The sequence below is a fragment of the Pseudomonas sp. PvP027 genome, assembly GCF_017833005.1.
In the GTDB taxonomy this organism is placed as follows: Bacteria; Pseudomonadota; Gammaproteobacteria; order Pseudomonadales; family Pseudomonadaceae; genus Aquipseudomonas; species Aquipseudomonas congelans.
Genome location: NZ_JAFIBK010000001.1, coordinates 714,078 through 738,104, shown reverse-complemented (window position 1 = coordinate 738,104; position 24,027 = coordinate 714,078). Strand labels below are relative to the sequence as shown.

At 59.5% G+C, this 24,027-nt stretch carries 20 protein-coding genes; 11 read left to right on the top strand and 9 right to left on the bottom strand.

What is annotated here, in order from left to right:
- Nucleotides 1-125: 125 nt before the first annotated feature.
- Nucleotides 126-1,163, bottom strand: a complete 1,038-nt coding sequence (locus JOE33_RS02760; RefSeq protein WP_187626001.1) for an ABC transporter substrate-binding protein — start codon at nt 1,161-1,163, stop codon at nt 126-128.
- 234 nt (nt 1,164-1,397) lie between these two features.
- Here JOE33_RS02760 and JOE33_RS02755 point away from each other — a divergent pair, with 234 nt between their 5' ends.
- The 3 genes from JOE33_RS02755 (at nt 1,398) to JOE33_RS02745 (ending at nt 4,350) form a co-directional block, all read left to right on the top strand.
- Nucleotides 1,398-2,213, top strand: a complete 816-nt coding sequence (locus tag JOE33_RS02755; protein WP_010433162.1) for a class II aldolase/adducin family protein — start codon at nt 1,398-1,400, stop codon at nt 2,211-2,213.
- 70 nt (nt 2,214-2,283) lie between these two features.
- Nucleotides 2,284-3,192: a glutaminase B gene (gene glsB, locus JOE33_RS02750; protein WP_010433163.1), complete on the top strand. Its 909-nt coding sequence runs from the start codon at nt 2,284-2,286 to the stop codon at nt 3,190-3,192.
- 87 nt (nt 3,193-3,279) lie between these two features.
- A complete protein-coding gene (locus tag JOE33_RS02745) occupies nt 3,280-4,350 on the top strand; it encodes a DUF1615 domain-containing protein (protein WP_054992914.1) in 1,071 nt (356 codons plus the stop codon).
- Between the two features lie 7 nt (nt 4,351-4,357).
- Here the strand turns inward: JOE33_RS02745 and JOE33_RS02740 are convergent, their stop codons facing one another.
- Complete coding sequence (locus JOE33_RS02740; protein ID WP_054992913.1) at nt 4,358-4,783, bottom strand: DUF1810 domain-containing protein; 426 nt, start codon at nt 4,781-4,783, stop codon at nt 4,358-4,360.
- Between the two features lie 88 nt (nt 4,784-4,871).
- Between JOE33_RS02740 and JOE33_RS02735 the strand changes: the two genes are divergently transcribed.
- From JOE33_RS02735 to JOE33_RS02720, 4 genes are all read left to right on the top strand, one after another.
- Entirely contained in the window at nt 4,872-6,683 is a 1,812-nt protein-coding gene (locus JOE33_RS02735) for an ABC transporter ATP-binding protein (RefSeq protein WP_010433171.1), read from the top strand.
- 97 nt (nt 6,684-6,780) lie between these two features.
- Nucleotides 6,781-7,818, top strand: coding sequence for an NADP(H)-dependent aldo-keto reductase (locus JOE33_RS02730; protein WP_010410606.1), 1,038 nt, complete (start codon nt 6,781-6,783; stop codon nt 7,816-7,818).
- Nucleotides 7,819-7,884: 66 nt separating this feature from the next.
- Nucleotides 7,885-8,685, top strand: a complete 801-nt coding sequence (locus JOE33_RS02725) for an SDR family oxidoreductase (protein ID WP_010433174.1) — start codon at nt 7,885-7,887, stop codon at nt 8,683-8,685.
- On the top strand, nt 8,678-10,504 hold the full coding sequence (locus JOE33_RS02720; protein ID WP_010433177.1) for a glycoside hydrolase family 15 protein: 1,827 nt from the start codon (nt 8,678-8,680) through the stop codon (nt 10,502-10,504). Before JOE33_RS02725 ends, JOE33_RS02720 begins: the two co-directional genes overlap by 8 nt.
- Before the next feature lie 55 nt (nt 10,505-10,559).
- On the opposite strand, the gene JOE33_RS02715 is transcribed toward JOE33_RS02720, so the two are convergent.
- The 5 genes from JOE33_RS02715 to JOE33_RS02695 are packed head-to-tail and all read right to left on the bottom strand — an operon-like array spanning nt 10,560 to nt 16,503.
- Nucleotides 10,560-11,984, bottom strand: coding sequence for a glycosyltransferase family 39 protein (locus JOE33_RS02715; protein WP_122693884.1), 1,425 nt, complete (start codon nt 11,982-11,984; stop codon nt 10,560-10,562).
- Nucleotides 11,985-12,036: 52 nt separating this feature from the next.
- On the bottom strand, nt 12,037-13,005 hold the full coding sequence (locus JOE33_RS02710; protein ID WP_096140301.1) for a lysylphosphatidylglycerol synthase transmembrane domain-containing protein: 969 nt from the start codon (nt 13,003-13,005) through the stop codon (nt 12,037-12,039).
- A complete protein-coding gene (locus JOE33_RS02705) occupies nt 13,002-13,742 on the bottom strand; it encodes an SDR family oxidoreductase (RefSeq protein ID WP_122528970.1) in 741 nt (246 codons plus the stop codon). The genes JOE33_RS02710 and JOE33_RS02705 overlap by 4 nt, the downstream gene beginning before the upstream one ends.
- A complete protein-coding gene (locus JOE33_RS02700) occupies nt 13,739-15,055 on the bottom strand; it encodes an FAD-binding oxidoreductase (protein ID WP_209924031.1) in 1,317 nt (438 codons plus the stop codon). Before JOE33_RS02700 ends, JOE33_RS02705 begins: the two co-directional genes overlap by 4 nt.
- Nucleotides 15,052-16,503 carry a UbiA family prenyltransferase gene (locus tag JOE33_RS02695; protein ID WP_187626000.1) on the bottom strand — a complete coding sequence of 484 codons (1,452 nt, stop codon included), beginning with the start codon at nt 16,501-16,503 and terminating at the stop codon, nt 15,052-15,054. The genes JOE33_RS02700 and JOE33_RS02695 overlap by 4 nt, the downstream gene beginning before the upstream one ends.
- A 357-nt stretch (nt 16,504-16,860) precedes the next feature.
- On the opposite strand from JOE33_RS02695, the gene norR reads away from it, so the two are divergent.
- Nucleotides 16,861-18,411 carry a nitric oxide reductase transcriptional regulator NorR gene (gene norR, locus JOE33_RS02690; RefSeq protein ID WP_032613866.1) on the top strand — a complete coding sequence of 517 codons (1,551 nt, stop codon included), beginning with the start codon at nt 16,861-16,863 and terminating at the stop codon, nt 18,409-18,411.
- A 114-nt stretch (nt 18,412-18,525) separates the two neighbouring features.
- The gene (locus JOE33_RS02685; RefSeq protein ID WP_003407519.1) at nt 18,526-18,750 is read left to right on the top strand and encodes a DUF6555 family protein; all 225 of its coding nucleotides are present in this window, start codon (nt 18,526-18,528) and stop codon (nt 18,748-18,750) included.
- A 22-nt stretch (nt 18,751-18,772) separates the two neighbouring features.
- Here JOE33_RS02685 and JOE33_RS02680 read toward each other — a convergent pair whose 3' ends face one another.
- Nucleotides 18,773-20,191: an MFS transporter gene (locus tag JOE33_RS02680; protein ID WP_032613868.1), complete on the bottom strand. Its 1,419-nt coding sequence runs from the start codon at nt 20,189-20,191 to the stop codon at nt 18,773-18,775.
- 793 nt (nt 20,192-20,984) lie between these two features.
- Between JOE33_RS02680 and JOE33_RS02675 the strand changes: the two genes are divergently transcribed.
- A complete protein-coding gene (locus tag JOE33_RS02675; RefSeq protein ID WP_236274687.1) occupies nt 20,985-22,241 on the top strand; it encodes an Nramp family divalent metal transporter in 1,257 nt (418 codons plus the stop codon).
- Nucleotides 22,242-22,302: 61 nt separating this feature from the next.
- On the top strand, nt 22,303-23,763 hold the full coding sequence (locus JOE33_RS02670; protein WP_187625999.1) for an MFS transporter: 1,461 nt from the start codon (nt 22,303-22,305) through the stop codon (nt 23,761-23,763).
- On the opposite strand, the gene JOE33_RS02665 is transcribed toward JOE33_RS02670, so the two are convergent.
- Nucleotides 23,760-23,957 (bottom strand): hypothetical protein, encoded by a 198-nt coding sequence (locus tag JOE33_RS02665; RefSeq protein WP_163023547.1) that lies wholly within the window; start codon nt 23,955-23,957, stop codon nt 23,760-23,762. The genes JOE33_RS02670 and JOE33_RS02665 overlap by 4 nt on opposite strands.
- Between the last annotated feature and the right edge of the window lie 70 nt (nt 23,958-24,027).

Here is a 24,027-nt window from a genome sequence, read left to right as displayed (position 1 = left end):
AACGGTATGCCTTGCTCGGAGTCACTGCACATAAACAAGAGCGCTCTTTGTCGCGATGGTACTGACGACGCTGAGCGCAGAGCGTGGGGAGTGAAATTGACGCGTATGAGGATGAGTACGAACGCTCAACTCCCCTGCAACACTTTGGCATCCTGAAAGAAATAATCCTTCCACGACGCTGGCTTGTTCTTGATCGCCCCGACGCGATACAGGAACTCGGCCAGCGGGTAGGTGTTCTTCGGCGTGATGGTGAACTGGAATTGCGGCTGGTCAATGATCTTCAGCAGTTCAGCGCGGTCGATCTTCGCCTTGGTGACGCGCAGGTAAATGTCGGCTGCAGCCCCGATGTCCTTGCTGACGAACGCTTCGGCTTCGGCCAGCGCGTCAATGAACGCCTTGTAGGTTTTCGGGTTTTCCTCACGAAACTGCTCTGTGGCGAACAGTACCGTCGGTGAATTGGGCCCCAGCAGGTCGTAGGTATTGAGCACCACATGCACGTTGGGGTTGTTCAGCTCCTGATCCTGATACGGCGGGTTTGAAAAGTGTCCGGTCAGTTCGGTTCCTCCGGCAATCAGGCTGGCGGCCGCATCCGGATGCGGCAGGCTCAGGGTGTATTTGTCCAGTCGCGCATACTCCTTGTCACCCCAGAGCCGGGCGGCGGCAAGCTGCAGATAGCGCGATTGCACTGAAACGCTGACGGCCGGAACCGCGATGCGATCCTTTTCAGTGAAGTCGGCAATGGTTTTGACGTTGGGATTATTACTGACCAGGTAGTACGGGAAGTTACCCAGCGACGCGACCGCCTTGACGTTCTGTCGGCCTTTGGTGCGGTCCCAAATGGTCAGCAAAGGGCCAACCCCTGCACCGGCGATATCGATGGAGCCTGACAGCAGCGCATCGTTGACCGCCGAACCACCGGACAATTGAGTCCAGTCCACCTTGATGTCCAGGCCGTCTTCCTTGCCGTGTTTCTCGATCAATTGTTGATCGCGCACCACATTGAGCAGCAGATAGACAATGCCGAACTGCTCGGCAATGCGGATTTCACCTTCGGCCTGCGCGGTGGCCGGAGCGATGAGGGTGGCGCTCAGCAGCGCAGCACCGAGACCTATGGCCGCAGTGAGACGGCTGATACGGGGCAGAAAACTGGCGGTTGTCGACATGCGATGCTCCAACAGGGATTTAGATTTTCACGGAGCATATCGCTATATAAAAAGTTATTTAAATAGCGTTAAAGAATAAGCATAGGCCGTCAGGCATGCACGTGAACGAGGGAGGCAAGACAGGTTTTAATATTCTTTTTTTTTATAATTAGCTTAGAAGTAAATGTGCTTTTTAATCGGATTGCCATGCGCCTAGTCTTGCTGATCAGTCAGAAATCATCCAGGAGCAATACCATGAGCAACGTCAGCGCTTTGCCAGTCCAGTCAGGTACGACACCGTCGGGTAGCGGCAGCGTGCGCGACAGAGTGTCGCCGGAAGAATGGGAAGTCCGGGTCAAGCTGGCGGCGGCCTATCGGCTGGCGGCGCTCAAGCGCTGGACCGATCATATCTATACGCACTTCTCGGCACGCGTGCCGGGCCCGGACGAGCACTTTCTGATCAACGCATTCGGGCTATTGTTCGATGAAATCACCGCGTCCAACCTGGTCAAGGTCGACATTGACGGCACGATTGTCGATGACCCTACCGGGCTGGGTATCAACTACGCCGGTTACGTGATTCACAGCGCCATTCATGCTGCCCGTCATGACCTGCAAGCGGTGCTGCACACCCACACCCGTGACGGTATCGCCGTGTCGGCCCAGAAGGACGGTCTGCTGCCCATCTCCCAGCACTCGATTGCCTTCTCCGGCCGGGTGGCTTACCACGGCTATGAGGGCATTGCGCTGGACTTGAGTGAACGCGAACGGCTGGTCGCGGACCTGGGTGACAAGAGCGTGATGATCCTGCGCAACCACGGGTTGCTGACCGGTGGGGTGAGTGTCGAGCATGCGTTCCAGCAGCTTCATGCCCTCGAGTACGCCTGCAACATTCAGATTGCGGCACAGTCGGCGGGTAACGCCGAACTGGTGTTCCCGCCGCGAGAGGTGATTGCCAAAGTGGAGGAGCAGGCAAAGGTCATCAAGGACGGCCATGCGCCGGGTGTCGCACGGCACTGGAATGCCCTGATTCGCGAGCTGGAGCGTAACGACACTGACTACAGGACCTGAGCCTGCAACGCGGTGATGCGAGGCGCTTGAGGTTGGTGTAGTGTGCGCAGCCAAAACAAGGGGCGCACACATGCAAGACCTGCTGAATGAAATCCTCGATGAAGTAAGACCCTTGCTTGGTCAGGGCAAGGTGGCCGATTACATCCCGGCACTGGGCGGGGTCCGGCCTGATCAACTGGGCATCGCGGTGTACGGCAACGATGGCCAGGTGTTCAGCGCCGGTGACGCCGAAACAGCGTTTTCGATACAGAGCATTTCCAAGGTGTTCAGCCTGGTACAAGCCATCGGTCACTCGGGTGAGGAGATCTGGCAGCGCCTCGGACACGAGCCTTCCGGCCAGCCATTCAACTCGCTGGTGCAGCTGGAGTTCGAGCAGGGCAGGCCGCGCAACCCGTTCATCAATGCCGGTGCGCTGGTGATCTGCGACATTAACCAGGCGCGGTTTGCAGCACCGTCACTGTCGATGCGCGACTTCGTTCGACGCCTGTGCGGCAATCGGGCGATCACCTCAGACTCCAAAGTCGCCGACTCCGAATACCAGCACCGTTCGCGCAATGCAGCGGCGGCCTATCTGATGAAATCCTTCGACAATTTTCATGGCGATGTGGAAGACGTGCTGCGCAGCTACTTCCATCATTGCGCACTGAGCATGAACTGCATCGATCTGGCCAAGGCATTCGGTTTCCTGGCCCATCAGGGGTTTTGCGCGCACAGCGGCGAGCAGATCCTCACTGCTCGGCAGGCCACCCAGGTCAACTCGATCATGGCCACCAGTGGCCTGTACGATGAAGCCGGTAACTTTGCCTATCGTGTAGGCCTGCCGGGCAAGAGTGGTGTAGGCGGTGGTATCGTTGCGATCGTGCCCGAGCGTGCTTCGGTCTGTGTATGGTCCCCGGAGTTGAACGCAGCGGGCAATTCCCTTGTCGGTATGGCTGCGCTGGAAAAACTCAGCGCGAGGGTCGACTGGTCGGTCTTTTGAGGTAAAAAGCCTTCTGAAGTGAACCGCGCGTCAAAGCGCGAACCAGACAGGAGTCATGGATTGAATCGAAGGCTATGCAAATCGCTCATGCTGAGCGTCGGACTGCTGGTGCTGGCAGGCTGTGGTACGCAGCGGGTTCAGGAACCCGAACTGACGCCTGAACAGGCGCGCGCGCAGATCGTGCGCCTGATGCCGGCGACTGTCACGGATCGCCAGGCATGGGCCACGGATATTCATGCCGCGTTTGCCGCGCAGAAGATTCCGCTGACCACCGAAAACCTGTGTTCGGTGATGGCCGTTACCGAGCAGGAGTCGACCTTTCAGGTCGATCCTGCGGTGCCGGACATGGGCCACATCGCCCGCGCCGAAATCAACCGCCGCGCCGCGCGACTGCACATTCCCAACGCCCTGATCGCCACCGCGTTGCGCGTGCGCTCGCCGGACGGCAAGACTTATGGCAAACGTCTCGATTCTGCGCGCACCGAGAAAGACCTCAGCGCGATCTTTGATGATTTCATCGGCATGGTGCCGCTGGGTCAGACGTTGTTCGGCAATTTCAACCCGGTCAAGACTGGCGGCCCGATGCAGGTCAGCATCGCCTTTGCCGAGAAACACGCCGAGGATTACCCCTACACGGTCGATGGTTCGATCCGTCGCGAAGTCTTTACCCGCCGTGGCGGCATGTACTTCGGTATCGCCCACCTGCTGGGCTATCCGGTGAATTACAGCCAGTCGCTGTACCGCTTTGCCGACTTCAATGCCGGCTGGTACGCCAGCCGCAATGCCGCGTTCCAGAATGCAGTGAGTCGTGCGACCGGCATCGAGCTGGCGCTGGATGGCGACCTGATCCGCTTTGACTCCACCTCGCCGGGTTCCACCGAGCTGGCAGTGCGCACGCTGGGCGATCGGCTGGGCATGAACAAGTCGCAGATATGGAACCAGCTCAAGCAGGGCGACACGCTGGAATTCGAAGAGACTGATCTGTACAGCAAGGTCTTCGCACTGGCGGACAGGGCGGCGGGCAAGCCTTTGCCCAGAGCCATCCTGCCCGGCATTACCCTGAAAAGCCCGAAAATCACCCGCAACCTCACCACCGCCTGGTTTGCCGAGCGCGTCGACGACCGACGCGAACGTTGCGTGCAGCGTGCGCCCAGGTGAGTTTGAGTCAGCGTGACAGGAGTCTCACCGTCATCGCATCCTGCTCGCCCCCGAAAAACGTATCCAGCACTTGTTGAAACAAGGGCCGCTCAGGCGCTGCGATGCTGAACAGGGTCATGCTCGAATGCAGTTTCATGTCATCCGGCGAGCTGAAGATCTGTCGCGCCGAACGTTCTACCTGAGGAGCAATAATGCCAGCGCACTGTTCCAGGCGCGGTCCCAGCACGGGGTGTTGCAGATAAGCCCGCGCTTCAGCGAGGTCGGTGATTGCGTAATGTCGTGCCGTGTCGCTGCGCCCCAGCCCCTGGATCTGCGGGAAAACGAACCACATCCAGTGGGAGCGTTTCTGCCCGGCGTCGAGTTCCGTTAATACCTGCTGGAAAAGCGGTTGCTGGGCATCGACAAAGCGTTGCAGGTTGTAAGCATCTTTCATGATGAGTTTCCTGTTTTTCAACGAACCTGTGGTCGTATGATGGCCGCCCGACATGGGGGTTCGACCTGTCTGAAGAGTTTTTAAGCGTATGCCGGTTTTCAAACGTTTCATTTCTTTCATGCACCAGGCCTTGCGCGCGATGCATCTGGTCTGGACCACCTCCCGAGCGCTGTCCATCGGGCTGATCGTCGCCACCCTGATCGCCGGCCTGCTGCCCGCGCTGGCCGCCTGGCTGGGTCAGCGTATCGTCGATGCGGTGGTCGCTGCCATGCAGTTGCACGCCAGTGCGGGCGAAGCACCTTTGTGGCCGGTGTTGCGCTATGTGTTGTTCGAAGCCGGTGTGCTGGCTCTCCTGGCAGCAGCGCAGCGTGGGCTTTCCGTGCAGCAGGCGTTGCTGCGGGTGCTGCTGGGGCAGAAGGTCAATACCCTGATTCTGGAGAAGGCCCAGACCCTGTCGCTGTCACAGTTCGAAGACTCCGAGTTCTACGACAAACTCGTGCGTGTCCGGCGTGAAGCCTCGACACGGCCGCTGGCACTGGTGACCAAGTCGTTGGGGTTGCTGCAAAACCTCATTTCGCTGATCAGCTTTGCCGTATTGCTGGTGCATTTCTCGCCCTGGGCATTGCTGATTCTGGTGCTTGGCGCGTTGCCGGTGTTCTTTGCCGAGGCGCATTTTTCCGGTGATGCGTTCCGCCTGTTTACCCGGCGTGCTCCGGAAACCCGTCGGCAGAATTACATCGAAACACTGCTCTCCCACGAGGGTTACATCAAGGAGGTCAAGCTGTTCGGCTTCGCGCCGCTGCTGCTCAAACGTTACCGCGACACCTTCGAGCGTCTGTATGCCGAAGACCGGCGCCTGACGGTGCGCCGTGACGGTTGGGGCTTCCTGCTCGGTCTGCTGGGCACGGCTGCGTTTTACCTGGCCTACGCCTGGGTGGTGGTCGATGCAGTACACGGGCGGATCACCTTGGGGCAGATGACCATGTACCTGGTGCTGTTCAAACAGGGGCAGGCCGCGGTGAGCAGCAGTCTCAGCGCCATCAGTGGTTTGTACGAGGACGGGCTGTACCTGGCCGACCTGTATGTCTACCTCGGTCAGCCGGTTGCGCCGTCTGCTGGCAGCCTGACCGTGGGCGCGCAGCCCGGTGATGGCATGCGCTTCGAGAACGTCAGTTTCACCTATCCGGGGACCAGCCGTCCGGCACTGGAAAACATCGACCTGCACCTCGCACCGGGGCGCAGCGTGGCCCTGGTCGGCGAGAACGGCTCGGGAAAGACCACCCTGATCAAGCTGCTGACGCGCCTCTATCAACCTGATCAAGGCCGCATTCTGCTGGATGGCAGCGACCTGCAGGAGTGGGACGAAGACGCCTTGCGCTCGCGCATCGGAGTGATTTTTCAGGACTTCATTCGCTATCAGTTTCAGGTCGGCGAGAACCTTGGGGTTGGTGACACTCAGGCCTTTCATGATGAGGGCCGTTGGCGCGAAGCGGCGGCGCAGGGCATGGCTGCGCAGTTCATCGAACAGCTCGACAAAGGCTACGCCACACAATTGGGTCGCTGGTTTGCAGGAGGTCAGGAACTGTCCGGCGGGCAGTGGCAGAAAATCGCACTGTCACGCGCTTACATGCGCCGCGACGCCGATATCCTGATTCTCGACGAGCCGACTGCCGCGCTGGACGCCGGCGCAGAGGCCGCAGTATTCGAGCATTTTCGCGAGTACGCCAAAGGGCGCATGACGCTGCTGATTTCGCATCGATTTTCCAGCGTGCGCAACGCCGAACACATTGTGGTGCTGGAGCACGGACGGGTGCTGGAACGCGGTGATCATGACAGCCTGATCGCCGCCGCAGGGCGCTACGCCGCGCTGTTCGATCTGCAGGCGCAGGGTTATCGCTAGGTAAAACCGGATAAAAAGTGTTGCAGTGAATGACCAGTCGGCGTTTTATGGGAGCCCTGTTTCAAGCTGTATTTTTTTGAATCAAACGGAGACATCGATGCAATTTCGTAAATTGGGCAAAACCGATCTGTCGGTCAGTGCGATCTGTCTGGGCACCATGACCTGGGGCGAGCAGAACACCCAGGATGAAGCATTCGAACAGATTCGTATGGCCAAGGACGCCAAAGTCAACTTCCTCGACACGGCAGAAATGTACCCGGTGCCGCCGCGTGGCGAGACTTACACCAAGACCGAAAGCATCATCGGCGAGTACTTCAAGAAGTACGGCGACCGCAACGACTGGGTACTGGCCAGCAAAGTCGCCGGCCCAGGCCGCATGGATCACATCCGCGATGGCAATCCGCGCCTTGACCGCAAGAACATCACTGCGGCGCTGGAGGCCAGCCTCAAGCGTCTGAATACCGATTACCTGGACCTGTACCAGTTGCACTGGCCGGATCGCAAGACCAACTTCTTCGGCGTGCTCGGTTACACCCACGACCCCGATGATCAGGCCGTCGAAATCGAAGAAACCCTGTCGGTACTGGGCGATCTGGTCAAGGCGGGCAAGATTCGCCACTTCGGCCTGTCCAACGAAACGCCATGGGGCACCCAGCGTTTTCTGCACCTTGCCGAAACCCTGGATCTGCCACGAGCCGTCTCCATCCAGAACCCCTACAACCTGCTTAACCGCACGTTTGAAGTCGGTCTGGCGGAAATCGCCATTCGCGAACAGATCGGCCTGTTGGCGTACTCGCCACTGGCGTTCGGTGTGCTCGCCGGCAAGTACCTGGACGGCGCGCGTCCGGCCGATGGCCGCCTGACCCTGTTCGAGCGTTTCCAGCGCTACAACAATCCGCAGGCCGTCACGGCCACAGCCAAGTACGTTGCGCTGGCTCGCGAGCATGGTCTGGACCCTTCGCAGATGGCGCTGGCCTACGTGACCAGCCGACCGTTCGTGACCAGCAACATCATCGGCGCCACGAAACTCGATCAATTGAAGATCAATCTGGAGAGCATCGACGTCACGCTGTCCGATGAGGTCATCGCCGGTATTGAGGCCATTCACACCTCGCAGCCCAACCCTGCGCCGTAACCTGCACTGAACTTAATTTCAGCCTCGCCAGTCAGCACTAATACGCTTACTCCGAGGCTGAAATTGATGCACATCTCACTCAAGCAACAAGTCGCAATCGTTACCGGCGCCAGTTCCGGTCTGGGCGCAGGTGCTGCACGCGCGCTGGCAGATGCCGGTGCCGCCGTCGTTATCAACTACAACTCCAAGCCTGAACCTGCCGAGAAGCTCGCCGAAGAGATTCGTGCGGCCGGGGGCAAGGCGCTGGCTGTGGGGGCCGACGTTTCGAAGGAAGAAGACGTCGAGCGGCTTTTCGCACAGACCATCGAACATTTCGGCGCGCTGGATATTCTGGTCGCCAATTCCGGCCTGCAAAAGGACGCGTCGATCGTCGACATGTCCCTCGAAGACTGGAATACCGTCATCAACGTCAACCTCACCGGGCAGTTTCTCTGCGCCCGCGCGGCATTGCGCCAGTTCATCAAGCAGGGCATGCGTCCTGATGTGTCACGGGCAATGGGCAAGATCATTCACATGAGCTCGGTGCACCAGCTGATTCCATGGGCCGGGCATGTCAATTACGCAGCGTCCAAGGGCGGCGTCGACCTGTTGATGCGCAGCATCGCTCAGGAAGTCGGCGAGCTGAAAATTCGCGTCAACAGCGTTGCACCCGGTGCCATCCGCACGCCGATCAATGCCGATGCACGCAAGGGCGACGCCGAAAAGGAAATGCTCAAGCTGATCCCTTATGGGCGTATCGGCGAGCCGGAAGATGTCGCCAATGCCGTGCTCTGGCTGGCGTCCGATGCCTCGGATTACGTGCATGGCACCACCCTGTTCATCGACGGCGGCATGACCCTCTATCCGGAGTTCCGTGGCAATGGCTGACTTTTCCGCAGAGGCGCAAAACCGCATCGAGGATCACGGCATCATCGGCGACATGCGCAGTGCTGCCCTGATCGCCGACACCGGCAGTATCGACTTCTGTTGCTGGCCGGATTTCGACAGCCCGTCGATTTTCACCGCGCTGCTGGACACACCCGACGCCGGGATCTTTCAGCTGGCGCCCGATCTGCCTGACGCCAGGCGACTGCAGATCTACCTGCCGGACACCAACGTCCTGCAAACCCGGTGGATTTCCGAGGACGCGGTGGTGGAAGTCACCGACCTGATGCCGATCGGCGAGGATCAGGATGATCTGCCGCGCATCGTGCGCCGCGTTCAGGTGCGTTTTGGTGAGGCCACGCTGCGCATGCGCTGCCGGGTACGCATGGATTACAGCCGTGCCGACACCACCGCGCGAGTCGATGGTGACGACATCTGTTTCGAAGCGGCAGGGCAACCGGGCATGCGCTTGTCGGCGGCGACGCCGTTGCGTCTCGAGCAGCACGACGCCGTGGCCGAGTTTCATATGCGCAAGGGCCAGACCATCGAGTTTATCCTTGGCGGAATCGACGACCCGAATGTCGCAGCTGGCCGGTGCTCGCGCTATTTCGATGACACCTTGAAATTCTGGCGGCGCTGGTCCGGGCAATCGCAATACACCGGGCGCTGGCGTGAAATGGTCACTCGTTCGGCGCTGACCCTCAAGCTGCTGACCTCGCGCAAGCACGGCGGCATTGTTGCGGCCGCGACGTTCGGCCTGCCGGAAACCGAGGGCGGCGAGCGCAACTGGGATTACCGCTACACCTGGATACGTGATGCGTCGTTCACCGTTTACGCGTTCATGCGTCTGGGGTACACCGACGAAGCCAATGCATTCATGAGCTGGGTGCGCGGGCGACTGGATGACTGCTGCGAACAGACCGAGAAACTCGGCATTCTCTATGCGCTGGATGGCCACGCAGAGCTGCCGGAAGAGAATCTCGCTCACTTGTCCGGCTACGGCGGTGCGCAGCCGGTACGCATTGGCAACGAAGCGTACAAGCAGGTTCAGCTGGACATCTACGGCGAGCTGATGGATGCCGTGTACCTGGCCAACAAGTACGGCGACGCCATTTCCCATGACGGCTGGCAGCACGTGGTGCGTCAGGTCGACTATGTGTGCGAGCACTGGAACGACCGGGACGTGGGCATCTGGGAAATGCGCGGCGGCGATCAGCACTTCCTGCACTCGCGGCTCATGTGTTGGGTGGCGCTGGACCGGGCACTGCGCCTGGCCTTCAAGCGTTCGCTGTCAGGGCCGTTCGAGCGTTGGACCAAGGTGCGCGAGGAGATCCACAACGATATCTGGGAGAACTTCTGGAACGACGACCTGGGGCACTTCGTGCAGCACAAGGGCAGCCGCAATCTGGATGCCTCGATGTTGCTGATGCCATTGGTACGTTTCGTCGGTGCCAACGATCCCAAGTGGCTTGCGACGCTGGATGCCATCGAGGCCGCGCTGGTGCGTGACGGGATGGTGTTCCGCTACCGCAACGACGACGATCATGACGACGGCCTGGCAGGTGAAGAGGGCGCCTTCGTGGCCTGCTCGTTCTGGTACGTCGAGTGTCTGGCTCGCGCCGGTCGGGTCGAACAGGCGCACCTGGAGTTCGAGCAACTGCTGCGTTACGCCAATCCGCTGGGCTTGTACGCCGAGGAATTCGACGCGCATGCTCATCACCTCGGCAATACGCCGCAGGCCCTGAGCCATCTGGCGCTGATCAGTGCGGCCAGTTTTCTGGACCGCAAGCTGGGCGGTGGGCAGGCGCTTTGGCAGCCCTGACAAGGTGCAGAAACGGGTCATGAATGGACGCTCAACGCTCCGTTAATGATTCGTTTCACTTGGCCTGCAATGAATACCCCACGGGCTGTTCTTCAAGTCGGTAGCTTTGCGCCACTGTCCCGCAATAACTCAACCGCGGCAGGTAAACGCCGCCGTCGCGAATGGCCGCTCGAATGGCGACGTCGTCATCACACGTCGCCAGCGTGCGTCCGGCAAGCAGCCCGATCGCTTGCCCCGAGCGCATCGCGCCCATCGGTGTCCAGTCGGCGATGATCAACGCACCTTTGGGCACTACCGGCTCGTAGGCACGCACGAAATGCTCAGCGGACCGATCGTGCAGGTAGGGCACCATGAAGTAGCGAATATCGTCACGATAAGGCAGTTGCTCCTTGTGCGCCGGAAGGGTGATGACTCCGTTGACGTACAGTGAATACGTCAGCAGGATGACTGCCGGTGACGACAATGCCGAGAGATTCAGCAGCGTGGCGCGTGACGTTGTGCGAGGCAGAATGCGCTGCAACTGAACCATGCCGATGATAGTCAGCATCGCTGCCCCGGGCAGAAAAAAGGTAAAGCGGTCGGTCACGTTGTAGGAAATGGCGAACACCAGATTCAGCAGCGCGGCACTCCATAACAAGCGCAACCGGCTTCCCTTGGGAAACAGCAGCCCCGCCAGTTGCGGCCCGATCAGCGACAGCAGCAACAGCGCTACTGCGCTCTTTTCCTCCAGAAGTTTGTCGAAACGCAACAGGCTACCTTCCCACTCCGGCCCTGCAACGGTTGCGCTGGCCCCGGTCATGTAACGATGCGCAATATCCAGCAGACCCATCCCGGCGTTCAGGTCATTGATTACCGCAACGGCGGCGGCCACGAAACCGAGCATGAAGCCGGGCAGGGTGATCAATACTCGCGCCTTGTATTGAAACAGCAGGTGCAGGTAAAGCGGCAGCAGAACCACGAACGTCAGTTGATGAACCGAGGCCGCCAGTCCGGTCAGTACGCCAATCAGGAAGAGTTTTTTCAGCGGCGTCAGAAGGAGGCTGTCTTTGAAATACAGCGCATAGGCCATTAGCACGAGCAGCGTGTGCAACAGGTAGACCTCAGCCTTGGTCGACACCCAGAACACCCCATGGGCCAGTATTGTCGCTACGGCAGCAAGCACCGCCTGGCGTGGCCCCGCGCCAACGCTCTGTGCCAATCGATAGACGACCCATGCCAGCGGCAGGAGAAATACCGAATTCAGCAGGCTGAGCGAGCGTGCACCGAACAGGCTGAAAAAAACCTTATTGAGCAACTGATAAAACGGATGCTCCAGTGGGCCGAGCGACTGACTGAAATACTGCCCTTCATGGGCGTTGGCCAGGAACATGCCATTGTCCATCCATTGCACCGGACCGCTGGAGGCCATGAAGCTCGCCGTGATGGCGGCACTTAGCAAAAACAGGGGGATATACATCGATTTACGCGAATCGGCTGGCATTGAGCCGCTCCTCCATGAGGTGAACAAGGTTTGCGGAGTCTGTTTTACGGCCTCAAGGCTGAGGATTCGCCGCCGGTGTCGCGCCGGTAAAGCGCGAGAGCATCACGGCCCCGATGGCCACTGCAAACCACAGGGTCGCCAGACGTATCAGCAATGTGGCAGCAACCGCATCTGCCCCCGGCATGCCTTTGAACATCAGCAGCCCGACCATCACCGCTTCGGCGCTGCCCAGCCCGCCCGGCATGAAGCTCAAGGCGCCCGCGAGCATCGCCAGTGCGTAGGTGAATACCGCGAAGGTCAGCGGGATCTGTGCGCCCATCCAGCCAAGCATCCAGTGAAATGCCAGTGCCTCGGCGCTCCAGGCCAGCAGACTTAGCAGGCTGGCGGTCAGCAGCACGTTGCCATGCAGGCACTGGCGAGCGGCAAGCAGCACGTTGAACAATTGCTGCCAGAGGCTGCTGATCCGCGTGTTTCCGGTGGGCGGTGAAACCTGTAAACGCTCCAGCAAATGACGGCGAGACAGCACCAGTGAACCGGTCAGAACCAGTGCCAGACCGAGCAGGATCATCGGCTGCGCCTGCGGATACCAAGACAGGCCGAACAGCGTGAGCAGTACGATGGCCAGCAGATCGGAAAGACGCTCGCTGACAAACGCGGCAAAGCTTTGCGGGTAAGGCACGCCTAGCGGCCTGAGCAATACGCCACGCAGCGCTTCACCGGCCTTGCCGGGAGTCGTGGTCAGGGCGAAGCCGGCCAGATAGATCCGCAGGCTTTTCCGCCAGTCCACCGGATGCCCCAACACCGAGAGGTAGAGTTGCCAACGGACGAAGCGCAGCGCGTAGTTGATGGCAGACATCGACAACGCTACGCCGATGCCGAGCAGCCCGACCTTGCCAGTCGCTTGGCTGACCGCCTGCCAGCCGCCCCATAACGAGAAACCCAGATACCCCATGGCCGAGAAGACGATCGACAGGAGCACTGCCCGATAGCGCCACCCGGACAGCAGCGGCAAGCCGGTCACAGGTTGAGCCTTTTGAACAGTGGCTGCGGGATCGAGCGAATCACCCACATGATCCATGCCCAGAAGCCTGGCGCGTAAAGGCTTGTGGATCGGCGTGCAATGCCATTGACGATGCGTGGCGCAACGTCTTCCGGTTGCGCCACCAGCCAGGCCGGCAGCGGCAGCCCTCGGGTCATGGGGGTGTCGATGAAGCCTGGCTTTATGGTCACTACGTGTACGCCCAGCTTGAACATCCGCGCCTGTAACCCTTCGCAGAACGTCGAGACGGCAGCCTTGGCCGAGCCGTACAGATAATTGGAAGGGCGCCCGCGATCACCCGCGACCGAGGAAATCACCGCCAGTGTGCCGCAACGCTGGACCTCGAAATGCTTTGCCAACAGGGTCAGCAAGGCAATGACCGATGCACCATTGGTGACGAATTCCTGCACGGCCAGCCCTGCGTTCTTCTCGCAGGCCTTCTGATCGGGCAAGGTGCCGTGAGCCAGAAGCACGATATCAATCTGCTCCAGTGCAGCCAGGCAACCGGCCAGCATCGCCGGGTGCTCCGAAAAGTGAGTGAGGTCCATTTGATAGGTGCCTACGTGTCCGGCACCGCTAGCCCTGAGGTCTGCGGCATTGCCCAAGAGCTTGTCCGTATTGCGCGCCACCAGGAAAAAATCACAGCCTTGCGCAGCCCAGAGTCGGGCGCAGGCATGGGCAATGGTCGATGTAGCGCCGATGATCAGAATTTTTTTCATGACATCACTCGTTTCCAGAAGCGGGACATCAAAGAGGGGTCGCGCAGGGCTTCCAGTTGTTCCCACGCCGGATAGGCCTGACGGAAGTCGCTGCCGCTCATGTGCGCATCCTTGGCCGGGTACAGTCGCCCACCCGCGTCACGGACAATGGCGTCCAGGCGCGGGAACAGGGACCCGGCCAGATCGCGCGTCTGCGCAAAGTCCAGAGCCAGCGAGGTGCCCTGCATCGGGAAAGACAGCAACCCGGGCGAGGCGATGTCACCGCAGCGCTTGAGCACCGCGAGGAATGATCCCTGTCCCGAGGCTGCGATGGCATCGAGCAGCAACTGCATGGCCTGGGGCGCGCAAGGCTCTGGAATCACGCACTGGTATTGCTGAAACCCCTTGCGACCATAAAGGCGGTTCCAGTGCAGAATTCGATCCAGCGGGTAGAAGAACGCCTCGCAGGCGCTGCGGCGCGGCGTCGGCAGGTGTGAGTGCGCGTACCAGTACAGCGAATTGAACGCACGCAAGGACAGGGTGTTGACCAGCGACACCGGAGGCGTGAATGGCACGCTCAGGCGATTGCGCGCCTCAACCGGCAGTGACCCGTAACGGGCATGGTCGCCGACGATGTAGACCCCTCGGCCGCTATTGACACCACGGGCCAGGCAGTCGATCCAGGCCACGCTGTACTCATGCTGCGCATCCAGCTCTTGCGACAGCGTAAAGAACTCCGCCAGATTGGCGAAGCGCACTACCGTACTGTCAATCTGGCTGCTGCGGATAGGCATCAGTTGCAGCTCGACCCAACTGATAACGCCAGTCAGGCCCAGGCCGCCGATGCTGGCGGCGAAAAACCGGGGATTGTCCACGGCTGAGCAGACCATGGGCGGTTCGCCATGACGGATCAGCTCGAAACGCATGACATGACAGCCAAAGGTGCCGCGCTGATGATGGTTCTTGCCGTGCACGTCATTGGCAAGCGCGCCGCCTATCGTCACGTACTGTGTGCCTGGCGTGACCGGTAGAAACCAGCCGTGCGGGATGGCAGCCGCGAGCAGTTGCGACAGTGTCATGCCCGCTTCCAGCTGCACCACGCCGCGTTGCCAGTCGGCAGCAATGAAGCGATCCAGCTTGCGCATGTCCAGTACCTGATCGCTGCTGGCCAGACAGCTGTCGCCGTAGCTGCGGCCGTTGCCGAAGGGCAGGCTGGTGTGATGGCGCGCAATGGCTTGCGAGAAGAGCGCGGGCAAGCGTTTTATCGAGTCACACTCGTGACCCTTCTGGGCAATCTGCGGGTAGCGGTCCCAAGAGTAGAGAGGCCCGCTCATGCTGCGATCCAGAACACCAGCAGGAACAGCAAGCCGATCCCCTGGCTGATCCGGTCGCGAATCGCAAAGACCACCGGGTCCTCGTTCATTTCACCGCGATGGGTAAGCATCCAGATCCGGGTAATCCAGAACAACAGCAAGGGGCAAGCCAGCCAGATAACGTGTGGGTGCTGATACAAGGCCGCCGTTGCTCCTTCGTGGATGTAAAGAGCCAGCACCATCACTGCCAGATTGCCTGACGAGGCACCCAATGAGGCGATCATGTCCAGATCGCCCGGGTAGTAACCACGACCACCCGTCTTGCCTGTTACCGCGCGCAATCGTGCTTCGCGCAGTTCGGCATAGCGCTTGACCAGCGCAAGGCTGAGAAACAGAAACATCGAGAACGCCAGAATCCAGAACGTCAGTGGCAGTTGAAACGCCGCCGCACCGGCCAGGATGCGCGTGGTATAGAGCATGGCCAGAACGATGACGTCGACGGCCATGTGGCGCTTGAGGTAGAGCGAGTACACCAGCGTCAGCAGGTAATAGGCTGCCAGCACTGCCGAGAACTGCCACGGCAATCCTATCGCTGCGGCGAAGAAGGCTGCGGCGAGCAGCAGCGGTATGACCAGCAGACCGGACTTTATCGACAGCGCACCGCTGGCGAACGGACGCTGGCGCTTGCTTCTATGGCGGCGGTCGTCGGCCAGGTCAAGGAGGTCGTTGAGCAGGTATACGCTGGATGCGCACAGCCCGAAACACAGAAAGGCCAGCAAACCGTCGAGCAGCAATTGCGTGCTCTGGACCTGATGCGCGGCCAGCAGGGGGACAAAAATCAGCGTGTTCTTCAGCCATTGATGAAGACGCAGCGCCTTGCGCCAGGCGCTGTTCCCGGACGCTGCCGATTGGATAACCTGCGCGACATTGCCGTGTGCCCGTGCCTCGCGCTCGACACCGGCAAGCGGGCTGGCGACGATGGCCTTGCGCGAGACCTGCCAGATGCACAGATCGTCCTGGGAGTTGCCGATGTAATCAAAGCCCCCTTCACCATAATGACTAACCAGCAAATCGCGTTTGCGATGCGCAGACAGGTTGGTTTTACCGTCCGAGGCCCACACCTGATCGAACAGTTGCAGATGTGCCGCGATCCGGTGGGCGAGGGTTTCGTGGGAGGCCGTTGCCAGAATCACGCTTCGACCGGTCTTCCGCTCGGTCTGGATGTAATCAATGACGTCAGGGTTGAAGGGCAGTAACGCCACGTCAATATCGGTACCAAGGGCCAGACCTTGCTTGAGAGACGCCTTGCCTTGCAGCAGCCAGGCGAAAAGGCTGAACAGCTTTAGCGGATGTCCACGGATAAAAGCCACTGCGGTTTCAAACAGCATGTCAGATCGCAGCAATGTTCCGTCGAGGTCGACAACCAGCGGTGTATGAACCTCAAGAATTCTTCCTTGAATACCGGGCATGAATAGTTGCTCCTGTGAACGTGAGCGCACTATGGAACGAAAACGGACATTCGCCACTTCAATAAAATTAAACCCTATCAATAATTCAGCTGTGCCGATGGCGTCAGAAAAATCGACGGTGTATTGATATGCACGGCGCGATGACTATTGATTCAATAGTCGATCACATGACGGAATCTGGCGGTGAAACTGTAAAGTTCATGAGTCACTAGTTCACCAGAGAACCGACGTTGCGCATTGCTTCAAGTTCGTCGAACACGGCTGTAGGGTCGGAACTCCGGGCCTTGTTCGCCACGACCGTTTTTTTGTCCTGACGCGTCATAATGACGTCTTTGTCGAGCGTCCTTCGGAGTCGTAATGACCCATCCCCTGTTGCGTGAGCTGATACCGCTGGTGTCCGACCTGTCCAGAGAGTTGCCGGACGAAGAGCGCTATCGGCGCCTGCTGCGCTCGTTGCGCCACTGGCTGCCGTGCGACGCTGCTGCACTGCTCAGGCTTGAGGATGACGTGTTGATTCCGCTCGCGGTGGATGGCCTGAGCGCGGATACGCTCGGTCGCCGCTTTCGGGTTAGCGAACATCCACGCTTCGATGCGCTGCTGGCGAGTGACGGGCCCGTACGGTTTTCAGCCGACTGCGAACTGCCGGACCCCTATGACGGCCTGGTCGATGGTCACGGTGCGCTGGAAGTGCACGACTGTCTGGGCTGCGCGTTGTCTGTGCAGGGCCGCCCCTGGGGCTTGATCACCCTGGATTCTCTGGACCCCGCGAGTTTCGGCAGTGTCGATCTGGACAGTCTGCAGGCCTTCGCCAGCCTTGCGGCAGCAACGGTGATGGCGGGGGAGCGCATCAACCAGCTGGCGCGAGGCTTTGAAGATCAGCGACAACTGGCTGAGGTCTACAAGCGTGCTGCCGGTGGGCGAGCGCCCCGCGAGCTGATTGGCCAGAGTGCCGCTCACCAGCGTTTGCAGCAAGAGATAGGGCTGGTCGGCAACAGCCCGCTGACCGTGCTGATCAATGGCGAAACCGGTGTCGGCAAGGAACTGGTGGCCGAATCGATCCACCAGCATTCGCCACGTGCGCACAAGCCGCTGATCAGCCTCAACTGCGCGGCGCTGCCGGAAACACTCGTCGAGAGTGAGCTCTTCGGTCACGTCAAAGGAGCTTTTTCCGGAGCGATCAACGGCCGCAGCGGCAAGTTCGAGTTGGCCGATGGCGGTACGCTGTTCCTCGACGAGGTGGGTGAGCTGCCATTGTCGGTGCAATCCAAGCTGTTGCGTGTGCTGCAAAGTGGCCAACTGCAGCGGGTCGGCTCGGACAAGGAGCATCATGTGGACGTGCGCATCATCGCCGCCACCAATCGCGATCTGGCCGAAGAAGTGCGGTCAGGGCGATTTCGTGCCGATCTCTATCACCGGCTCAGTGTTTACCCGTTGCACGTGCCGGCCCTGCGTGAGCGCGGGCGCGATGTGCTGCTGCTGGCCGGGTATTTTCTGGAAGAGAACCGCGTGCGCATGGGGTTGCGCGGACTGCGCCTGAACGCCGATGCGCAACGCTCGCTGATTGCACACGACTGGCCGGGCAATGTTCGTGAGCTCGAACACCTGATCAGCCGGGCAGTGCTCAAGGCGCTGTCTGCGCATCCTCACAAGCCACGCATCCTGACCGTTGAAGCTTGGGCGCTTGCGCTGGATGACGTGGCGCCCGGCGTGTCGTTACCTGCAGCGGCACCCGCTCATCAGGCGATCATCGAGGGGCCAGGGCTCAAGGCGTCGGTTGATGCTTATCAGCGTTTATTGATTGCCGAGTCGCTTGAGCGGCATCAAGGACGATGGGTGGAAGTGGCGCGTGAATTATCCGTAGACAGGGCCAATCTCAATCGACTCGCCAAGAGGCTGGGAATACGCTGATATATCCAGATGAGGTGTTCATTGGTCGCACGCATCAAAAAAATAATGAATTTCTTTACTGTGAACAGAGTCACCTATACTTCAAGCCACTGCTGAAAAAGGATCAGGCATTCAATGGCACTTCCAAAGCATTACCGCATTGATTATCTGCTGAATGGTTCGTTCAAGAGTTTTTATATACGAACCGAGAACATGGATAACGCTGAAGCGTGGCACTGTGCAAGTGTCGACGCAGGCCTCGCACGCATACCTAAATACCGATTGGAGAAGGTTGCACGCGTATCGAAACCTTACGCGGAGCACTTTGGTGTCACCAACGTCGAATGGGCTCAGGCCTGAGCCCATTCGACCGTACACCCCGTCAGCGATGAGCTATCTGCTCCAGCGCCAGATTACGTGTACGTGGCCCGAACCGGCCGATCGTGACGATCACGATCAACATACTGCCGACGATAAAGGCCAGCACGCCTGGCGTGCCGAAGTGGTCGAGAAATATCCCGATCAGCAGGCTGCTGAACACCGTTGACAATCGGCTGAACGAATAACAGAAGCCCACCGCGCGAGCGCGTATGTTGGTCGGGAACAGCTCGCCCTGGTACGAGTGATAGCTGAAGCTCAGCCACGCGTTGCAGAACGTAATCATGATCCCGCAGAAAATCAGCCCTGCCGCGCTGGTTTGAAACGCGAACAGGCTGCCAAATATCATTGCTCCCAGTGCAGAGCCGACGATTTGCCATTTGTTCTCGAAGCGGTTGGCAAATTTTACGAACAGCAGCGGCCCCAGCGGATAGGCCAGCGTAATCACGAACGCGTACGCGAGGCTGTGGGTGACGCTCAGGCCCTGACCAGAGAGCAGGGCGGGCAACCAGTTGCCGAAGCCGAAGAAACCGATGGCCTGAAAAACATGAAACACGATCAGCATCAAGGCGCGGCGACGATAGGGTGGCTGCCACATGTCGGCAAATCTGCCGTTGCCTGACAGCGCCACGTTTTCCGGTTCAGGTTCATCCAGTGGTTTGCCGTGGTCTTTGATGCAGCGTGCCTCAATCCCGTCCATGATTCGCTCGGCTTCATCGAAGCGTCCCTTTTGCGCCAGCCAGCGCGGCGACTCCGGCAGCGCCGAGCGCAGCCACCAGACGAACAGGGCAAAGACTGCACTGCTGATCACTACCCAGCGCCAGCCGGAAAATCCGAAAGGATCCTGGGGCACCAGCCACCACGACATCAGTGCAACGCTGGGGACTGACAAAAACTGAATGAAGAAGGCAAAGGCGAATGCCGAGCTGCGTATGCGCTTGGGCACCAGTTCCGACAGGTAGGTGTCGATGGTGACCAACTCGACCCCCAGGCCGATACCCACAACGAAGCGCATGCCTATCACGCCCAGCGCGGAGGTCTGCAGGCCCATGATTACGGTGGCGATGGTGTACCAGATCAGCGCGAAGGTGAAGATCGCGCGACGGCCGTAACGATCGGCAATCGGGCTGACGAGGCTGGCACCGAAAAACAGGCCCAGAAAGGTCGCCGAGGCAAAGGCCGCCTGATCTGAAAAGCCGAACAGGCCCTGACTGCCCGTGGCGAAGATTCCTTCGCGAATCAGGCCGGGACTGATGTAGGCGGTCTGGAACAGATCGTAAAGCTCGAAAAAACCGGCGATGGACAGCAGCGCGACCAGTCGCCAGATGGTCGAGACCGCAGGCAAACGGTCGATACGTGCCGAGATATAAGCCGCACGTAACGCTTCGTCCGCCATGGTGGGTGTCTGGTGGGGAGGGTTCATCAGTGGCCATCCTGAGTTCTTGTTGGAGACTGGATGGTACTCTTTACAATTGGTAATGATTAGAGCAGTTTGCGTTTATCAGCCGTCTGAGGATTAATAATTGTTTATCTGGCTGCTTTATTGAGTTTTTATTTCACTTCAGGTTGATCATTCATCTGCCAAACCGCTCTTGTCCATTACGTCACTCATGCTTATACGCCCACGCCAGTTCAGCTTGATGTATCGACCTTCAGACCATGAGATAGCCCCGGTCTGCGGCGCGTTATCGGTCGGATCACGTCAAGCCGGAGCTGCGTCGCCGGCATCGTGCGCTACGCTGCATCCAAGGGTATGTGCAACATGGAAAGTTGCATCCAAATGACGGCTATAGATGAACGTCGTTGAGGATGGCATTGCCTGAGACAGCGTTAATAACTGAACTCAATAACAAGGATGTTTATATGTCGAACTTCCAGGAAACCAAAGCCACCGTAACCTTTGATTAACGGAAAGCCGATGGTCGGCACTATCATCTCAGGCGAAGGCACAGTTCAAGGCAGATCACTGAGTATTCAATGGTCTGCCTGGCCGATCCGCGGTCGAGTGGTTTGTTCGAGTCCACCGAGGGAAGCTTCTGTAAATAATCTTCCCCATCCGCTGAAAGCAAGGGGCCGATTTCGCTGCGCATGTATCAACATGTGTCGCAAAACCTTAGGATGAGCTTCTTCATTCTTCTGCTCGACTGGTTCCCGTGACGTACAAACTGCCCACCACAGCCACTGCTCCTTTTTGCCCCTCGGCGACCACCGATAGCGTGGCCATTCCGTCAAACGCCTCCCTGCTGCGCAAGATGATGCTGTTCGTCGGGCCTGGCCTGCTGGTTTCCATCGGCTACATGGACCCCGGTAACTGGGCGACAGCTATCGAGGCGGGCTCGCGTTTCGGTTATTCATTGCTGTTTGTAGTGGTGCTGGCCAGCCTTTCCGGCATGGTGCTGCAAAACCTTTGCTCGCGTCTGGGCATCGTCACCGGCCGTGATCTGGCGCAGTTGTCCGCGGCTCATTACAGCCGCAAGGTCGCCAAGGGCCAGTGGCTGCTGGCAGAGTTGTCGATCATTGCCACCGATCTGGCGGAAGTGTTGGGGACTGCGCTGGCGTTTCATCTGTTGCTCGGTGTTTCCATCACCACCGGTGTGGTGCTGACCGCCTTCGATACGCTGATTGTGCTGGCCTTGCAGGGGGCCAATTTTCGTCGTCTGGAAGCCATTGTGCTGGGGCTGATTGCAACCATCGCCAGTTGCTTCGCTGTCGAGTTGTTTCTGATCAAGCCGTTCTGGCCGGACGTCGTCGCGGGCCTGAAGCCGAGTTGGGATGTGTTGAGCAGCCAGGAGCCGTTGTACATTGCCATCGGCATTCTGGGTGCCACCGTCATGCCGCATAACCTTTATCTGCACTCATCCGTGGTGCAGACGCGGGTCAACGGTTCGGACCAGGCCAGCAAGGCCAGCGCGATTCGCTATGCGCGGCTCGATACCATCGGTTCGCTGAGTCTGGCACTGCTGATCAATGCGGCGATTCTGATCCTCGCTGCTGCAGCGTTTCACAAGACCGGGCATACCGAGGTGGTTGAGATTCAGGACGCCTATCACCTGCTCGATCCGCTGGTAGGCGGCGCGATTGCCAGCGTGTTGTTCGGTATTGCCTTGCTGGCGGCGGGGCAGAGCTCGACATTCACCGGCACCATTGCCGGGCAAGTGGTGCTCGAAGGTTTTCTGCAGGCGAAAATTCCGTGCTGGCAGCGGCGCTTGATCACCCGTGCGCTGGCATTGATTCCGGCGCTGATCGGCGTGGTCTGGTTGGGTGACAGCTCGGTTGGGCAGATGCTGGTGCTCAGTCAGGTCGTGCTGAGCCTGCAATTGCCATTCGCGCTCTGGCCGTTGATTCGTTTTACCAGCGACCCACAATTGATGGGGCCGTTCGTCAACAGCCGGCTGGTCAAAACGGCTGCCTGGGGGCTGTTCGGGCTGATCTCGGCGGCCAACCTGACGTTGCTGTGGTTCTGGATCAGCTGAACTTGACCGGCTGCAGCGACTCTCACACCTGACACCAATGTCAGCCGTCAGGTAGCCGGACATGAGCACACCGAACGACAAGGGCAGCGTCTTCGAAACCGATTTGCCAGCCCGTCTGGACCGTCTTCCCTGGGGCCGCTTTCATACCTTGCTGGTCGTGGCGCTCGGGATCACCTGGCTACTGGACGGCCTGGAAGTGACCCTCGCAGGTTCGGTAGCTGGCGCTTTGAAAGCTAGTCCGGCGCTCAACCTCACCAACAGCGACATTGGCCTGGCAGGCGCCGCTTACATTGCCGGTGCAGTGCTGGGCGCGTTGTTCTTCGGCTGGCTGGCGGACCGTCTCGGGCGTCGCAAACTGTTCTTCATCACCTTGCTGCTGTATGTCGGTGCGACGGCCGCCACCGCGTTCTCTTTCAGTGTATGGAGCTTCATGCTGTTCCGCTTTCTGACCGGCATGGGCATCGGCGGCGAGTACACGGCCATTAATTCGACCATTCAGGAATTTACCCCGGCCCGCTATCGGGGGTGGGTCGACCTGACCATCAATGGTACGTTCTGGCTGGGCGCTGCGCTCGGTGCGATTGGCTCGATTGTCTTGCTCGATCCGCTGTGGATCGGCGCCGAACTGGGCTGGCGCCTGTGTTTCGGGATCGGTGCGGTATTGGGGCTGCTGGTTCTGCTGATGCGCCTGTGGCTGCCAGAGAGCCCGCGCTGGTTGTTGATACACGGCCAGGCTGAACAGGCGAAGCAGATCGTCGAGCAGATAGAAGCAGACTTGCAGCGCCAGGGCCACGTATTGCCCGCCGTAGCGGGAAAACCCCTGCGCTTGCATGCCCGTGACCACACGCCGCTGGGCGAGGTCGCCAGAACGTTGCTGGTGACGTTTCGTCAGCGTTCGTTGGTAGGCCTGACGCTGCTCACGGCCCAGGCGTTTTTCTACAACGCAATTTTTTTCACCTATGCCCTGGTGCTGACCGACTTCTATGACGTGCCGGCCGAGCGCGTCGGTTGGTACGTGCTGCCACTGGCGCTGGGCAACTTTTGCGGTCCGCTGCTGCTGGGCAGAATGTTCGACGTGGTCGGTCGACGGGTGATGATCAGCCTCACCTATGGCGTCTCGGGCGTACTACTGGCCATCAGCGGCTATCTGTTCCAGCAAGGTTTGCTGGACGTCACCCAGCAAGCCATCGCCTGGATGGTGATTTTCTTCTTTGCATCGGCCGCGGCCAGCTCGGCCTACCTGACCGTCGCCGAAACCTTTCCACTGGAGATCCGTGCCCTGGCGATTGCGGTGTTCTACGCATTCGGTACAGGACTGGGCGGGATGATTGGCCCGACGCTGTTCGGCGAGCTGATCGAAACAGGTGAGCGCAGCAATGTGCTGATCGGCTATCTGATAGGCGCAGGGCTGATGTTGCTGGCGGCGATTGTGCAGTCGATATGGGGCGCGGCTGCCGAGCGCAAGTCTCTGGAAGATGTGGCGAGACCGTTGTCGCAGGCGGGGGACCCAGAAGTCCGTTAGCGGAATATGCCGCGAAGGCTGTCTACGGAGGCACGCAGGCCAATGATCCGCTCACTGACCTCTTGCGCTTCGTGTGCCCGCGAGCTTCGCTCAAGGTACAGGAGATGTCCTGCCAGGTTGGCCGAAACAAGCTCCAGGTCGTCGGCAGTACGCCTGATGTACGCCTGCATGTCTTGCAACTGTTCGATCTGCACGGATGGTCCCCTTATAGGTCGCATCCGAGCGCACTAATTGAATGGGTGGCTATCGTCAGTCCACCCAATC

Coding starts and splice junctions, on each gene's coding strand:
- JOE33_RS02725 (WP_010433174.1), top strand. CDS start 7,885: ATGCACATCTCACTCAAGCAACAAGTCGCAATCGTTACCGGCGCCAGT.
- JOE33_RS02755 (WP_010433162.1), top strand. CDS start 1,398: ATGAGCAACGTCAGCGCTTTGCCAGTCCAGTCAGGTACGACACCGTCG.
- JOE33_RS02705 (WP_122528970.1), bottom strand. CDS start 13,742: ATGAAAAAAATTCTGATCATCGGCGCTACATCGACCATTGCCCATGCC.
- JOE33_RS02700 (WP_209924031.1), bottom strand. CDS start 15,055: ATGAGCGGGCCTCTCTACTCTTGGGACCGCTACCCGCAGATTGCCCAG.
- JOE33_RS02670 (WP_187625999.1), top strand. CDS start 22,303: ATGAGCACACCGAACGACAAGGGCAGCGTCTTCGAAACCGATTTGCCA.
- norR (WP_032613866.1), top strand. CDS start 16,861: ATGACCCATCCCCTGTTGCGTGAGCTGATACCGCTGGTGTCCGACCTG.
- JOE33_RS02730 (WP_010410606.1), top strand. CDS start 6,781: ATGCAATTTCGTAAATTGGGCAAAACCGATCTGTCGGTCAGTGCGATC.
- JOE33_RS02695 (WP_187626000.1), bottom strand. CDS start 16,503: ATGCCCGGTATTCAAGGAAGAATTCTTGAGGTTCATACACCGCTGGTT.
- JOE33_RS02715 (WP_122693884.1), bottom strand. CDS start 11,984: ATGCCAGCCGATTCGCGTAAATCGATGTATATCCCCCTGTTTTTGCTA.
- JOE33_RS02760 (WP_187626001.1), bottom strand. CDS start 1,163: ATGTCGACAACCGCCAGTTTTCTGCCCCGTATCAGCCGTCTCACTGCG.
- JOE33_RS02680 (WP_032613868.1), bottom strand. CDS start 20,191: ATGAACCCTCCCCACCAGACACCCACCATGGCGGACGAAGCGTTACGT.
- glsB (WP_010433163.1), top strand. CDS start 2,284: ATGCAAGACCTGCTGAATGAAATCCTCGATGAAGTAAGACCCTTGCTT.
- JOE33_RS02720 (WP_010433177.1), top strand. CDS start 8,678: ATGGCTGACTTTTCCGCAGAGGCGCAAAACCGCATCGAGGATCACGGC.
- JOE33_RS02685 (WP_003407519.1), top strand. CDS start 18,526: ATGGCACTTCCAAAGCATTACCGCATTGATTATCTGCTGAATGGTTCG.
- JOE33_RS02740 (WP_054992913.1), bottom strand. CDS start 4,783: ATGAAAGATGCTTACAACCTGCAACGCTTTGTCGATGCCCAGCAACCG.
- JOE33_RS02745 (WP_054992914.1), top strand. CDS start 3,280: ATGCTGAGCGTCGGACTGCTGGTGCTGGCAGGCTGTGGTACGCAGCGG.
- JOE33_RS02735 (WP_010433171.1), top strand. CDS start 4,872: ATGCCGGTTTTCAAACGTTTCATTTCTTTCATGCACCAGGCCTTGCGC.